Origin of the sequence: Achromobacter sp. SLBN-14, from assembly GCF_006715415.1 — a bacterium.
Classification (GTDB): domain Bacteria; phylum Pseudomonadota; class Gammaproteobacteria; order Burkholderiales; family Burkholderiaceae_B; genus Achromobacter; species Achromobacter mucicolens.
In genome coordinates this window covers 3,890,295-3,905,465 of the sequence record NZ_VFNE01000001.1, presented here as the reverse complement: position 1 = coordinate 3,905,465, position 15,171 = coordinate 3,890,295, and the positions used below count along the sequence as shown (strand labels likewise).

Here is a 15,171-nt window from a genome sequence, read left to right as displayed (position 1 = left end):
CGCCATGCTAGAAACCGTCATCAAGCGCGATCGCGACATGGGCACGCCGGCGCGCGTGTCCGAAAAGACCGTCACCCTGACCATCGACGGCCAGGAAGTCACCGTTCCCGAAGGCACGTCCCTGATGCGCGCGGCCGCGGACGCCGGCATCAACATCCCCAAGCTCTGCGCCACCGACAGCCTCGAACCGTTCGGATCGTGCCGCCTGTGCCTCGTGCAGATCGAAGGCCGCCGCGGCTATCCCGCGTCCTGTACGACGCCCGCCGAGAACGGCATGGTCGTCTTTACCGAAACGCCAAAGCTGCACGACCTGCGCCGCGGCGTGATGGAGCTATACATCTCGGACCATCCGCTCGATTGCCTGACCTGCCCGGCCAATGGCGATTGCGAGCTGCAGGACATGGCCGGCGTCGTGGGCCTGCGCAACGTGCGCTATGGCCAGGACGGCGCCAACCATCTCAAGGCCGAAAAGGACGAGTCCAACCCCTACTTCACGTTCGACGCATCCAAGTGCATCGTCTGCAACCGCTGCGTGCGCGCCTGCGAGGAAACCCAGGGCACATTCGCGCTGACGATCTCGGGCAAGGGTTTTGACTCGCACGTATCGGCCGGCCAGGACCAGCCGTTCCTGGATAGCGAATGCGTATCCTGCGGCGCCTGCGTGCAGGCCTGCCCCACCGCCACTCTGCAGGAAAAGACCGTCATCATGATGGGCCAGGCCGAGCACTCGGTCGTGACGACCTGCGCCTACTGCGGCGTGGGTTGCGGCTTCAAGGCCGAAATGAAGGGCCAGGAAGTGGTGCGCATGGTGCCGTGGAAGGACGGCCAGGCCAATCGCGGCCATTCCTGCGTGAAGGGCCGTTTTGCCTGGGGCTACGCCACGCACAAGGAACGCGTGCTCAAGCCTATGATCCGCAAGCACATCACCGATTCCTGGAAGGAAGTGTCCTGGGACGAGGCGATCAACTATGCGGCCTCCGAATTCCGCCGCATCCAGAGCCAGTACGGGCGCGATGCGGTCGGCGGCATCACGTCCTCGCGCTGCACCAACGAGGAAACCTGGCTGGTGCAAAAGCTGGTGCGCGCCGCCTTCGGCACCAACAACGTCGACACCTGCGCGCGCGTGTGCCATTCGCCCACCGGCTATGGCCTGAAGCAGACATTGGGCGAATCGGCCGGCACGCAGACGTTTGACTCCGTCATGCACACCGACGTGGTCATCGTGATGGGGGCCAACCCCAGCAGCGGCCATCCCGTGTTCGCCTCGCGCCTGAAGCGCCGGCTGCGCGAAGGCGCGCGGCTGATCGTCATCGATCCGCGCCGCATCGAACTGGTCAGTTCGCCGCACATCAAGGCCGACTTCCACCTGCAGGTGCGGCCGGGCACCAACACGGCGCTGCTGTCCTCGCTGGCGCATGTCATCGCCACCGAGGGCCTGATCGCCGAGGATTTCGTGGCCGAGCGCTGCGAAGAAAAAGCCTTCAAGGAATGGCGCGACTTCGTCTCGCTGCCCGAGAACTCGCCGGAAGCCATGGAAGAAATCACCGGCGTGCCCGCGCAGGCGGTGCGCGGCGCAGCGCGCCTGTTTGCCACCGGCGGCAATGGCTCCATCTACTACGGCCTGGGCGTCACCGAACACAGCCAGGGCTCGACCACCGTCATGGCCATCGCCAACCTGGCGATGGCCACCGGCAATATCGGCCGCGAAGGCGTGGGCGTGAATCCGCTGCGCGGCCAGAACAACGTGCAGGGATCGTGCGACATGGGCTCGTTCCCGCACGAGCTGCCCGGCTACCGCCACATTTCGGACAACGCCGTGCGCGCGCAGTTTGAAAAGGACTGGGGCGTCACGCTGCAGCCCGAACCGGGCCTGCGCATCCCCAACATGTTCGAGGCCGCGCTGGGCGGGTCCTTCAAGGGCCTGTACTGCCAGGGCGAAGACATCGTGCAGTCCGATCCCAACACGCAGCACGTGGCGGCATCGCTGGCGGCCATGGAGTGCATCGTCGTGCAGGACCTGTTCCTGAACGAGACCGCCAAGTACGCGCACGTGTTCCTGCCGGGTTCCTCGTTCCTGGAAAAGGACGGCACCTTCACCAACGCCGAGCGCCGCATCTCGCGCGTGCGCAAGGTGATGGAACCCAAGAACGGCAAGTCCGACTGGGAAGTGACGGTGGCGCTGTCCAACGCGCTGGGCTACCCGATGAACTACAAGCACCCGCGCGAAATCATGGAAGAGATCGCGCGGCTGACGCCCACGTTTGCCGGCGTCACGTACGACAAGCTGGACAAGCTGGGCAGCCTGCAATGGCCGTGCAACGACGACGCGCCGGAAGGCACGCCGATCATGCACATCGAGCAGTTCGTGCGCGGCAAGGGCCGCTTCATGATCACCAAGTACGTGCCCACCGACGAGCGCAGCACGCGCCGCTTCCCGCTGCTCTTGACCACGGGCCGCATCCTGTCGCAATACAACGTGGGCGCGCAGACCCGCCGCACGCCCAACGTGATGTGGCACGGCGAGGACGTGCTGGAAATCCATCCGCAGGACGCCGAGGACCGCGGCGTGGCCGAAGGCGACTGGGTCGGCATCCAGAGCCGCGCCGGGGAGACCGTGCTGCGCGCCACGCTGACCGACCGCGTGCAGCCGGGCGTGGTATACACCACGTTCCACTTTCCCGAGTCCGGCGCCAACGTCGTCACCACCGACAGCTCCGACTGGGCGACCAACTGCCCCGAATACAAGGTCACGGCCGTGCAGGTGACGCGCGTGTCGCAGCCGTCGGAATGGCAGCGGCAATGGTCGCGATTTGCGGACATCCAGCAAAAGCTCCTGCGCGAACGCTCGCGCGAGACCGAGGCGGCGCTGACCGGGAAGTAACCGACAGCCAGCCAGGGATCCCATGCCTACGCCGACCACCGCCCGCCCCGACTGCACGCCGACCCAGGTCATCCGCGTGCGCTCGGGGGTCATCGCCACCGACGCCGAGACCGATTACGTGGCCGAGGAAACGCCGGTGGCGCTGGAATTCAACGGCATCAGTCACTCCACCATGCTGGCCACGCCCGCGGACCTGGAGGACTTTGCCGTCGGGTTCTCGCTGTCCGAAGGCATCATCGGCAGCGTGAGCGACGTGCGCGGCATCGATCTGCTGCCGCAATGCGGCGGCATCGTCGTGCAGCTGGAGATCTCGTCCGCCTGTGAAATGCGCCTGAAGACGCGGCGCCGCGCCATGGCTGGGCGCACCGGCTGCGGCCTGTGCGGCGTGGAAACCCTGCCCGAGGTGCTGCGGCCCGTGGCGCCGGTCGCCAATGGGGCGCCGGTGCGCATCAAGTCGGTGCTGGCCGCCATGCGCGACATGCGCGGCCGCCAGACGCTGCACGACATCACGGGCGCCACGCACGCCGCGGGCTGGGCGGGCGCCGACGGCGCCGTGGCGCTGGTCCGCGAAGACGTGGGCCGCCACAACGCGCTGGACAAGCTGGCCGGCGCGCTGGCGCGCCAGGCGGTCAACGGCGCCGACGGCATCGTCGTGGTGTCCAGCCGCGCCAGCTTCGAGATGGTGCAGAAGACGGCCGCGGCCGGCGTCGCGGTGCTGGCTTCGGTATCCGCTCCCACCGCGCTGGCCATCCGTCTGGCCACCGACGCCAACGTCACCCTGCTGGGCTTCACGCGCGATGGCGACGCCGCCATCTACACCCACCCCGAACGCATCCTTACCTGAACCGGACGCAAGACAGCAATGGAAATCGTCAACCTGATCCGCATGGCCAACCGCATCGGCCAGTTCTTCGACGCCATGCCGGACCGGCCCGAGGCGCTGGAAGGCGTCACCAACCACATCCAGAAATTCTGGGAACCGCGCATGCGCACCGAACTGCTGGATTTCCTGGCGCGCAACCCGGACGGCGACGCCGGCGAGGAACAGCTGCATCCGCTGGTGCTGCAGGCCGTCACCCAGCATCGCGAGCGCCTGACGCCGCGCGCGCGCGTCGCATAGCGCACCCCGACCGCCCGCGCGGCGGTCCACCCGCAGTGGCAGGACAGCAACAGATCCATAAAAGAGGCGGCGGGACCGGGCACTTCCGGCCCACGCACGCTATAAAGCCGCACCCCTGAGGAGACATCATGGAAAGTAGCGCCACCCTGGACCTGCCGGGCTCCCGGCCGGGATTTTTCGACAAAGAACGCACCATCGCGGGACCGGGCTTCTCGCGCTGGCTGGTGCCCCCCGCCGCGCTGGCCATCCACCTTTGCATCGGCATGGCCTACGGCTTTTCGGTGTTCTGGCTGCCGCTGTCCAAGGTGGTGGGCGGGGCCAAGCCGCTGGCCTGCCCGCCCGACATGAGCCTCGTGGCCGAACTGTTCACCACGAGCTGCGACTGGAAGATCTCGACCATGGGGTGGATGTACACCCTGTTCTTCGTGCTGCTGGGGTGTTCGGCCGCCTTGTGGGGCGGCTGGCTGGAACGGGCCGGCCCGCGCAAGGCCGGCGTGGTGTCGGCGCTGTGCTGGTGCGGCGGCCTGGTCATCTCGGCCATCGGCATCTACCTGCACCAGATGTGGATGCTGTGGCTGGGGTCGGGCGTCATCGGCGGGATCGGGCTGGGACTGGGGTATATCTCGCCGGTGAGCACGCTGATCAAGTGGTTTCCGGACCGCCGCGGCATGGCAACGGGCATGGCCATCATGGGCTTTGGCGGCGGCGCCATGATCGGCGCGCCGCTGGCCGACATGCTGATGCGCCACTTTGCCACCCCGACCTCGCCGGGCGTCTGGCAGACCTTCCTGACCATGGCGCTGGTGTACTTCATCTTCATGATGTCCGGCGCGCTGGGCTACCGCGTGCCGCCCACCGGCTGGAAACCCGCCGGCTGGACGCCGCCCGCCAAGCAGGTCAACAACGTCATGATCACGCAGCGCCACGTGCACGTGAAGCGTGTCTGGGGCGTGCCGCAGTTCTGGCTGGTGTGGTGGGCGCTGTGCCTGAACGTCACGGCGGGCATCGGCATCCTGGGGATGGCTTCGCCGCTGCTGCAGGAAGTGTTTGGCGGCGGCCTGATCGACAAACCCGAACTGGGCTTCGGGCAACTCGACAAGGACCAGCTCGCGGCCATCGCCGCGATTGCCGCCGGCTTTACCGGCCTGCTCAGCCTGTTCAACATCGGCGGCCGCTTCTTCTGGGCCAGCCTGTCCGACAAGCTGGGCCGCAAGATGACGTACTTCGTTTTCTTCGTCCTGGGCTTCGTCCTGTACGCGGCCATTCCGTGGACCGCGCACATGGGCGCGCTGGCGCTCTTTGTGGCCGCGTTCTGCGTGATCCTGTCGATGTACGGCGGCGGCTTTGCCACGGTGCCCGCCTACCTGGCCGACCTCTTCGGCACCCAGATGGTCGGCGCCATCCACGGCCGGTTGCTGACCGCGTGGTCCGCGGCGGGCATCTTCGGGCCGGTTCTCGTCAACTACATCCGCGAATACCAGCTGTCCATCGGCGTGCCGCGCGCCCAGGTGTATGACATCACGATGTACATCCTGGCCGGCATGCTGGTCGTGGGCTTCCTGTGCAACCTTGCCATCCGCCCGGTCAACGCCAAGTACTTCATGACCGACGAGGAACTGGCCAAGGAAAAGGCGCTGGCGCACGAGCGCGCCGTGGCCGCCGAAACCCACGGCGTGGGCAGGTCGAACTTCCGCACCCCGCCCGCGCTGATCGCCTTTGCATGGGCCTGCGTCGGCATTCCGCTGGCCTGGGGCATCTGGATCACGCTGCAAAAGGCCGTCGTGCTGTTCCACTGACCCCGCCATGCCGCGGCGCCCGGTGCGCCGCGCGACGGCCCCAGGGCGCGAAGCTGCTACATTGGCAGCCCGCGCCCTTCTCTTTTATGTGCCTTTCCCAATGATCCTGCCCTTCCCCCCATTCCCCGCCGGAGCGACCTCTTGAACGCGCCCGAACTGCACTGGGAAGAAAACGGCGTCGCCCGCTCGGCGCGCTGGCACTCGGAAACCGGCGCCACGCCGCCCAAGCGTGTCATCGTCGCCGACGACACCCTGACCGCGGACATGGCTTACCGCCACGCGTGCGAAGGCGTGGGCCTGCTGTGGCGCGGCGACTTCCAGAACGCGCGCCAGCTGTTGCAGGCCATCACCCGCCGCGTCGACAAGCGTCCGCGCAAACCGGTGGAAACCCAACTTGAGGCCTTCAACCAGCATCGTCAGGTCCAATCGCAGCGCGCCCGCATCCTGGGCATGCTGCTGATTCCCTTCGACGCCGGTCATACCATCCCCCTGCGCCGCGCGCCCGGCGCGCATCTGGCCTGCGAAGCCGCGAACGTGCCGGGCGATACGCCCTACGTCGCGTCGCTGCGCGAACTGCTGGGCCTGATCGGCGCCTACGAATGGCGCAGGAAGGGCGTGGAGATTCCGGCCCTGAACAACCGCATCCACCCGCACTACGGCGTGTTCTCGCCGGTGCGCGGCGAATACGTCGACCTGGTCGCCAACACGCCGATGCCGCGCGGCAGCGTGGCCTTCGATATCGGCACGGGCACGGGCGTGCTCGCCGCCGTCATCGCCCGCCGCGGCGGCAAGCGCGTCATCGCCACCGACATGGATCCCCGCGCGATTGCCTGCGCGCGCGAGAACCTGGAACGCCTGGGCTTGTCCGGGCAGGTCGAGGTCGAACAGACCGACCTCTTCCCCGAAGGCCGCGTGTCGCTCATCGTCTGCAACCCGCCGTGGCTGCCCGCGCGGCCCAGCTCGCCGCTGGAACATGCCGTGTATGACCCGGACAGCCGCATGCTGCGTGGCTTCCTGAATGGTTTGAAAGACCATCTGACGCCGAATGGCGAAGGTTGGCTGATCCTGTCGGATCTGGCCGAACATCTGGGGCTTCGCACGCGCGAGCAACTGCTTGCGATGATCGAGGCCGCCGGCCTGCGCGTGATCGAAAAACTGGACACCCGGCCGGTGCACGGCAAGGCCCGCGACGCGAACGATCCGCTGCATGCGGCGCGGTCCCGGGAGATGACGTCGCTGTGGCGATTGGGCGCGGTTTGAAGGCATACGGACAACGATGAAAGGTCTGCGGCCCCCGGCGGGTGGGACCGCAACGGCGCGTGAAAAGTATTCGCCACGCGCCGCTGATTGGCTACAATTAGCAATCATTCCCATTAGCATCTGCCAAGCCGACCCGTGCCGCCCGCCCACTTTGCGTCCTCCGCCGAATTCGTCAGCCTGTACCGCGAGCACCACGGCTGGCTCGTGCAGATGCTGCGCCGACGGCTTGCCGGCAATGCCGACAACGCCGCCGATCTGGCGCACGACACGTTCGAACGGGTCATGCGCAGCGAATCGCGTGCCGCGTTTGCCGAGCCGCGCGGTTTTTTGACCACGGTGGCCAAGCGCCTGTTGATCGACCAGTCGCGTCGGCGGGCGATCGAGCAGGCTTATCTTGAGACGCTTGCCGCGCGCAGCGAAGCGGTCGAGCCCAGCCCCGAGACGCATGCGCTGGTGGTCGAGGCGCTGGATGCCGTGTGCCGCATGATGGAGCAGTTGCCGGCGCGCGTGCGCCGGGTTTTCGTGCTGGCGCAGGTGGAAGGCCTGCCCTATCTGGACGTCGCCCGCGAGCTGGGCATTTCGGTGGCGGCCGTGCAGCGCGACATGATCAAGGCGTGGGAACACTGCTACGCGGTGCTGTACGCATGAGCGCCGCCCACGCCGAACGGGTGCACCCGGACATCATCCGGCAGGCGGCGCAGTGGATGATGCGCACCGGAGATGCGCCCGACGCCGCCACGCAAGCCGCCTGTACGCAATGGCGCGAGGCCGACGCGCGCCACGAACTCGCCTGGCAGCGCCTGCAAGGCATCAGCCAGGACCTGAAATCCGCCACCTCCGCCAACCTGGCCGGCGCCGCCGCGGGCCAGGCGATCTTGCGCTATTGCGACCAGCGTTCGCGCCGCGGCGCCCTGAAGTGGATGGCGGCCGGCGTCGGTCTGGGCGCCATGGGCTGGTTGGGCGCGCGCGAAGGCGTGTGGGACGGCAGCACCGTGTACCGGACCGCCACGGGCGAGCAGCGCGTCGTGCTCCTGCCCGACGGCACGGTGCTGACGCTGAACACCGATTCCGCCGTGGCGATGCGCTACGACACGCGGCAACGCCGCATCACGCTGCGCAGCGGCGAAATCCTGATCGCCACGGGCCACGACGACGCGGGCCGGCCGTTTGCCGTCAGCACACCCAATGGCCTGCTGACGCCGCTGGGCACCCGCTTTTCGGTGCGGCAAAAGGATGACGGCCAAGGGGCCACGCACGTCGCGGTCTTTGAAGGCGCGGTGCGCGTGGAGCCGGACTCGCGCGTGCAGCCGGCCCGTGTGGTGCATGCGGGCGAGCAAGCCGAATTCGACCGCAACGCCCTGTCGCCAGTGACCGCGGTGGACGGCGCGGCGCCGGCCTGGACCGAAGGCATGCTGGTGGCTAACCGCATGCGGCTGGACCGGTTCGTGCAAGAGCTGGGCCGCTACCGCCCGGGCATCGTGCGCTGCGACGCCGACGTGGCACACCGGGAGGTCACGGGCGCATTCCGTATCGACGACACGGACAAGGCGCTGGAGGTGCTGGCCAGCGTGCTGGACCTGAGGCTGCGCTATCGCACGCGCTACTGGGTCACCCTGGGCCGGGCGTGAGCCACCCGGTCACCGCAGGCCCCACCCCGCCCATTCCGACTATTTTGTAACCGCGCCGCAGATTTTCATTTCTGGTTCGTTAGACGAAGAGAAGGCCCCGAGGCGCCCGAGGGCCGCACTTTTCAATCGACGAATCAGGAACCTCCAGTCATGGCACGACGCCATTCCCGCTCTCCCCTTGCCTTGTCATCGTCACCGCGCATGCGTTTGCGCCTTGCCGTCCACCTTGCCCTGACGGCGGCCGCCTCGCTGGCCGCCCCTGCCGCGTCGTGGGCGCAGGCCGCGCCCGCCGGCGAGATTGCCTTCGCCATCGCACCCGCCACGCTGGACGTGGCGCTGGGTCAGTTTGGCGTCGCCGCCAAGGTCACGGTGGCGGCCTCGCCAGCGCTGACGCGCGGCGTGCGGACGCAGGGATTGTCGGGCCGGTACACGCCCGAGCAGGGACTTGCCCGGCTGCTTGCGGGCACGGGCCTGCAGGCAGTGGCCAACGCCAACGGCGAGGGCTATCAATTGCGGCGCATGCCGCAGGACGCGCCGGGGGTGTCCACGCTGGCGCCGGTGACCGTGACCGGCATGACCGACGATCCGGTCACCGAGGGCACGGGCAGCTACACGAGCCGCGTGGTGACCATCGGCAAGGGCCGCCAGACGCTCAAGGAAATTCCACAGTCGGTCAGCGTGGTCACGCGCCAGCGCATGGACGACCAGAACGCCAACACGCTGGACGACGTGCTGGCCAACAGCACCGGCATGACGCTCTACAAGAGCCCGATGGGCGGCAGCTACGTGTATTCGCGCGGTTTTCGCGTGGACAGCTTTCAGTTCGACGGCGTGAACCGCGACTTTTACTACCCACAGGCCAACAGCTTCACCACCGAGACCGTGACGCTGGACCGCGTGGAAATCATCCGCGGCGCCACGGGCCTGTTGCAAGGCGCCGGCTCGCCCAGCGCGGCCGTCAACCTGGTGCGCAAGCGCCCGCTCGCCGAGCCCCAGGTGCAGATGCTGGCCAGCGGCGGCTCGTGGAACAACTACCGCGCCGACATCGATGCCAGCGCGCCGCTGAACGAAGCCGGCACCCTGCGCGCCCGCGGCGTGGCCAGCTACAACGACCGCGACTACTTCTACGACGAAGCGCAAAGCCGCACCGGCGTGCTGTACGGCGTGCTCAGCTATGACTTCAGCCCGGACACCACCTTGACCGGCGGCGTCAGCTACGAGGAACTGCGTTCCACCCCCTTCTTCCACGGCCTGCCCCACTACAGCAATGGCGACGACATCGGCCTGAAGCGGTCGACCTCGCTGGGCCAGGACTGGAACCGCTGGAACGGCAAGCAGACCACCGTCTTTGCCGAACTGGCGCACCGCTTCAACAAGGACTGGTCGTTCAAGCTGACGGGCACGTCCTCGCAGGAATCCAACGATTCGAAGTACGCGTTCACGGAAGGCGCCGTCAACCCTGAGACGGGCCTGGGTCCCATGCTGTACGCGGGCCTGTTCGACATGTCCACGCGCAACAAGGCGCTGAATCTGGACGTGGACGGCGCCTTCGACGCGCTGGGCCGCAAGCATTCGGTGAGCTTCGGCGCCAGCATCAACGAGCTCACCAGCAAGAACGATTTTGCGTTGAATCGCCTGAATCGCGCCGTGAATGTGTGGAACCCGGATCATCATGTGCCGGAGCCCACCGATGACTGGATGCGCGAAAACGCCTACCGCAGCGCGGCCACGATCGTGAAGATGAAGCAGACGGGCGTCTACGGCGTCGGCCGCTTCAGCCTGGCCGACCCGCTGACGCTGGTGGCGGGCGCGCGGGTGAGCTGGTACGAAAACACCAGCCGCTATCGCGACAGCGGCGAGCAATACGTCGATCCGTACAAGGACAACGGCGTCGTCACCCCCTACGGCGGCCTGATCTACGCGTTCAATCCCCAATGGTCCGGCTACGTCAGCTACGCGCAGATCTTCGAGCCTCAGAATGCGGTGGACGCATCCGGCAAGGTGCTCGATCCCATCGTGGGCAAGAACTACGAGATCGGCCTTAAGGGCGAGCTGATGGACGGCCGCGTGAACACGTCCATCGCGCTCTTTCGCGTCGACCAGAAGAACCGCGCGCAAGAGGATCTGACCAGCGTGTGCGCGACGGGCGACATCTGCTACCTGTCGAGCGGCAAGGTGCGCAGCCAGGGCCTGGACGCCGAGATCAGCGGCGAAGTGGCGCCGGGCTGGCAGCTGTTCGCGGGCTACACCTTCAATACGCTGAAGTTCCTGGACGACACGCAGGTCACCAACACCAACTTCGCCCGCACGGTCACGCCCAAGCACATCCTGCGCCTGTGGTCCGACTACCGCCTGCCGGGCGAACTGTCGGCGTGGTCGCTGGGCGCGGGCGTGAACTACCAGACGGGCAGCTACACGGAAACGCGGTCGGTGCGCGTCTCGCAAGGGGCTTACGCGGTGTGGAATGCGCGCGTCGGGTATCAGATCAACAAGAACTGGTCGGCCGCATTGAACGTGAACAACATCTTCGACAAGACCTACTACCAGACCATCGGCGCGCCGGGCTGGGGCAGCTTCTACGGCGATCCGCGCAACGCCACCCTGACGGTGCGCGGCACATTCTGAAATGGGCGCGCGCCTGCGCGATGTCAGCTGAACACGTGCAGCGCGCCCAGCGCCAGGATCAGCGCCGGCGGCATGACCACGATGCCCAGCCGCAGGAAACTGAGCGCGCTGATGTGCATGCCCTCGCGGCGCACCGCCAGCAGCCACAGCAGGGTCGCAAGCGATCCGCTGACGGACAGGTTGGGGCCCAGGTCGATCCCGATCAGCAGCGCTGCAGTGGTGGCGCTGGGCAGGTCGGCCATGCGCGCCAGCGTGCCCGCCATCAGCCCGGCCGGCAGATTGTTGATGACGTTGCCCGATAGCGCGGCGCCCACGCCGCCGGCCCATAGCGCCGCGTCGGCGGACAGGCTGCGCATCAGGTTCGCCAGGTCTTGCAGCACGCCGCTCGCGGCCATGCCCTCGACCAGCACGAAAAGCCCCGCGACCAACGGCAGCACGCCCCACGCCACGCCTTTGATGAGGCGAATCGGGCTGGATCGCGTGACCGCCAGCACCAGCGCGGCCGACACGCAGCCGGCGATCAGCGTGGGCAAGCCCAGCCGCTGGCCAAGCGCCGAGGTGATGAGCAGCGTGCCCGCGGTGATGGCCACGCCCAGCGCAGCCATGCGCAGCGGCAAGGTCATGGGCGGCAGCGGCGGCGACGGCTTCAAGGGCTGGCGCAGGTCATGGCGAAACACCAGCCGCAACGTCACGTAGGTGGCGCCGATGGCCAGGGCGGACGGCAGGGCAAAGTGCGCCAGCCACGGCCCCAACGCAGGCATGCGGTCGCCGAACACGACCAGGTTGGCCGGATTCGAGATCGGCAGCACGAAGCTGGCTGCATTGGCGATAAAGGCGCAGACATACAGATACGGCAACGGCGGCGCGCCGACGACACGCGTCACCGCATAGACGGCAGGCGTCAGCACGACGGCCGTGGCGTCGTTGGACAGCAGCACGGTAACCCCGGTGCCCACCAGGAACACCAGGTCGAACAGCCGCCGCGCCGACCCGGCGGCGTGATCGGCCGCCAGCACGGCCACCCAGTCGAACAGGCCGGCCTGCCGGGCGACCTCCGCCACCAGCATCATGCCGATCAGGAACAGATAGACGTCGGTGCCTTCCAGAATGGCGCCGCCGGCCTGCCGCGCAGGCAGCAAGCCCAGCACCACCAGGGCGACCGCGCCGGCCGTTGCCCACACGTACTCGGGCAGCCGCCAGGGACGAAAGAGAATGGCCATGGTGGTCGCGGCGGCAATCAGCCAGATCACGGCATTGGATAGCGACATGCTTTCAGGAACGCATCAAGGAAGGGAAGAGGAAGCCGGCGCGGGGACCGATGCCGCGGACGCGCGCGTCTCCGGCAAGACCAGCAGGGTCACGCAGGCCAGCGCGGCAATGCCGGCCAGCGCAAGAAACGCTGCACTGTAACCCGCGTGCTGAACGATCACGCCGGCGAGCCCGTTGCTCAGCGCGGCCCCGATGCCGAACACCGTGGTGACGGCGCCCAGGCTGGCGTTGAAGCGGCCCGTGCCCTGGGTCAGGTCCAGCACCATCAAGGGCAGGACGGCGCCGAAGATGCCCGCGCCAATGCCGTCGAGCAACTGCACGCCCACCAGCCACGCGGTGTCGTCGGAAAACGTGTACAGCACGCCTCGCAGCGGCAGGATGAGAAACCCGATCAGCAGCAGCGGCTTGCGCCCCCATTGGTCTGCGTACCGCCCCACGGCCATCGCGGCGGGAATCATCACGAACTGCGCCGCCACGATGCAGACGGCGGTCAGCGGCGTGGCGAGCGCCGGGTTTGCCAGGGCGAGCTTTTGCCCGACCAGCGGCAGCATGGCGGCGTTGGCCAGGTGAAACAGCGCGCAGCTCAAGGCCAGCAGCAGGAGCGGCCGGTTCGAGAGCAACTGGCGCAGCGGCACGGGATGCGCATGCGCCCCCGCATTGGCGCTCGCGCCCAGGCCGCGCGCCTTGTCAGGATCGATATGCGCGGGGATGCGCAGGGTGGCCGCCAGGCTGGCCAGCGCCATCGCCGCCATCAGGTAAAACACCGCGACCGGTCCCCACACATACGCCAGCCCGCCCGCCAGCAGCGCCGCGAACCCGTTGCCGGCGTGATTGAACGATTCGTTGCGCGCAATGCGCGCCGTGAAAGCGTGGGCCGTGGTCAGCCCGAGCGTGATGCCGGCGATGGCGGGCGCGAACACCGACGACGCGACGCCGGCGACCGCTTGCGTCAGCGTGACCCAGGCGAAGTTCGGGCTGGCCAGGACGGCCATGCACGCCACCGTCACCACCACGGCGGCGGCGATCAGCAGCGCGCGCTTGTTCGACGCGCGGTCCACCAGCGCGCCCGCCGGCGTCTGCGCCGCCAGCGCGGCCAGCCCGGAGATCGTCATGACAAGCCCGATGCTGTCGGGCCGCCAATGGTGGACGGCGAGCAGGTAGATTGCCAGGTAAGGCCCAAGTCCATCCCGCACATCGGCCACGAAAAAATTCAGCCAATCGAGAGGACGCGTCGCGGGTGATGGAGAGTGCAAGGCAACCGTGTGAACGTGGATACCGCATGCGCGGCTAGCGGGAATGGCGCATGTTAGATCACAACGATCCGGGAGTCAGCGACATTGCGCTACGGCGCCCGCGCGTTCAACTCAATGACAGTTTCACGGCGGCGGCGGGTCATCCGGCGCGGTCATTCGCCCCGCGCGCCGCACCCCGCTGGGCGGCTGGCCATAGGCGCGCAGGAACGCCCGCCGCATGCGGTTGCGGTCGGCAAAGCCGGTGTCCCGCGCCACGATGTCCAGCGAATGCCGTCCGGCTTCAAGCATGGCGCGAGCCGCCTCCAGCCGCAGCAGCTCCACCACCTTGGCGGGGGAATGCCCCGTCTCCTCGCGGAACACACGGCTGAACTGCCGCGGCGACAGGCGCGCCGCCTCGGCCAACTCGTCCACCGTCAAGGGATTACGCAGGTGTTCCTTGGCATAGACCAGCGCCCGTTGCACCCGGTCGGAGCGCGGTTCCAGTTCCAGCAAGGCGGAAAACTGGGATTGGCCGCCCGGGCGCCGGTGATAGACGACCAGCCGCCGTGCCACATCGCGGGCTAGCGCCGCGCCGTGGTCGTCTTCGATCAGCGCCAGGGCGAGATCGATGGCGGCCGACATGCCGGCGGACGTCCAGATGTTGCCGTCACGCACGAAAATGCGGTCGGGGTCGACGCGCACCTCGGGAAAACGGTCCTGAAGGGTGCGTGCATGCGCCCAATGGGTGGTGGCCGTGCGGCCATTCAAGAGACCCGACTCGGCCAAGACAAAGGCGCCCGTGCACACGCCCGCGACCCGCCGCGCTTCGGTGGCGGCGCGCGCCATGTAGCGCGCCAGGCCGGGCGTGATTGGCCGGGGCATCAACTCGCCCGCCACGATCAGGGTGTCGGGCATGACGCCCAGGGCCACCGTCTCGATGCCCGCGTTCATGGTCGAGCGGATGATGCCGCCTCCTTCCGACAGGATGGTCACGCGGTATCCGTCGCGCTCCAGCGCGATGTTGGCGAACTCGAAGGCCGCCAGCGCGGCCAGGCCCATCACCTGGAAACCGTCTTCGAGAATGAGGCCGATCTGGCGCATGCGCGTATCCGTGACAGTAATTGACGGATATAGGCTATTAAAGCCATCGGCAGACGTCAATGAGCGAATCGTTTCTAAGGCGACAACCTCCCCATTCCACGGGAAGCTTTTCAGTCCGGCCGCCAGCCTGGACCAAGCCTTGCAGAACCTTATGTCTTAAATCGACGCTTTATTGACATTTGAGACAAAACCGATCTGCCGCATAGTGGCTGCACCGCGATCTGATTCCAATGCAGACGCTCCCCCCACCGAGGCACCC

The 15,171-nt window shown here is 67.5% G+C and carries 11 protein-coding genes; 8 read left to right on the top strand and 3 right to left on the bottom strand.

From position 1 onward, the window contains the following. Positions 1-4 precede the first annotated feature (4 nt). From fdhF to FBY20_RS17680, 8 genes are all read left to right on the top strand, one after another. Positions 5-2,881 (top strand): formate dehydrogenase subunit alpha, encoded by a 2,877-nt coding sequence (gene fdhF, locus FBY20_RS17715; RefSeq protein ID WP_142053743.1) that lies wholly within the window; start codon positions 5-7, stop codon positions 2,879-2,881. Positions 2,882-2,903: 22 nt separating this feature from the next. After that, positions 2,904-3,725: a formate dehydrogenase accessory sulfurtransferase FdhD gene (gene fdhD, locus FBY20_RS17710; protein ID WP_142053742.1), complete on the top strand. Its 822-nt coding sequence runs from the start codon at positions 2,904-2,906 to the stop codon at positions 3,723-3,725. An 18-nt stretch (positions 3,726-3,743) separates the two neighbouring features. Beyond that, positions 3,744-4,001, top strand: a complete 258-nt coding sequence (locus FBY20_RS17705) for a formate dehydrogenase subunit delta (protein ID WP_062838734.1) — start codon at positions 3,744-3,746, stop codon at positions 3,999-4,001. A 128-nt stretch (positions 4,002-4,129) separates the two neighbouring features. Continuing rightward, the gene (locus FBY20_RS17700; protein WP_056326541.1) at positions 4,130-5,797 is read left to right on the top strand and encodes an OFA family MFS transporter; all 1,668 of its coding nucleotides are present in this window, start codon (positions 4,130-4,132) and stop codon (positions 5,795-5,797) included. Between the two features lie 141 nt (positions 5,798-5,938). Next, a complete protein-coding gene (locus FBY20_RS17695) occupies positions 5,939-7,057 on the top strand; it encodes a class I SAM-dependent methyltransferase (protein ID WP_142053740.1) in 1,119 nt (372 codons plus the stop codon). A gap of 135 nt (positions 7,058-7,192) precedes the next feature. Then, positions 7,193-7,705, top strand: coding sequence for a sigma-70 family RNA polymerase sigma factor (locus tag FBY20_RS17690; RefSeq protein WP_142053738.1), 513 nt, complete (start codon positions 7,193-7,195; stop codon positions 7,703-7,705). Continuing rightward, the gene (locus FBY20_RS17685; RefSeq protein WP_142053736.1) at positions 7,702-8,685 is read left to right on the top strand and encodes a FecR domain-containing protein; all 984 of its coding nucleotides are present in this window, start codon (positions 7,702-7,704) and stop codon (positions 8,683-8,685) included. The genes FBY20_RS17690 and FBY20_RS17685 overlap by 4 nt, the downstream gene beginning before the upstream one ends. Before the next feature lie 201 nt (positions 8,686-8,886). Next, positions 8,887-11,310, top strand: a complete 2,424-nt coding sequence (locus FBY20_RS17680) for a TonB-dependent siderophore receptor (protein WP_255452388.1) — start codon at positions 8,887-8,889, stop codon at positions 11,308-11,310. A gap of 23 nt (positions 11,311-11,333) precedes the next feature. Here FBY20_RS17680 and FBY20_RS17675 read toward each other — a convergent pair whose 3' ends face one another. From FBY20_RS17675 to FBY20_RS17665, 3 genes are all read right to left on the bottom strand, one after another. Beyond that, positions 11,334-12,578 carry an arsenic transporter gene (locus FBY20_RS17675; RefSeq protein WP_056326527.1) on the bottom strand — a complete coding sequence of 415 codons (1,245 nt, stop codon included), beginning with the start codon at positions 12,576-12,578 and terminating at the stop codon, positions 11,334-11,336. 15 nt (positions 12,579-12,593) lie between these two features. Further along, the gene (locus FBY20_RS17670) at positions 12,594-13,781 is read right to left on the bottom strand and encodes an MFS transporter (RefSeq protein ID WP_255452387.1); all 1,188 of its coding nucleotides are present in this window, start codon (positions 13,779-13,781) and stop codon (positions 12,594-12,596) included. Positions 13,782-13,955: 174 nt separating this feature from the next. After that, the gene (locus tag FBY20_RS17665) at positions 13,956-14,912 is read right to left on the bottom strand and encodes a GlxA family transcriptional regulator (RefSeq protein WP_056326522.1); all 957 of its coding nucleotides are present in this window, start codon (positions 14,910-14,912) and stop codon (positions 13,956-13,958) included. Positions 14,913-15,171: the final 259 nt, after the last annotated feature.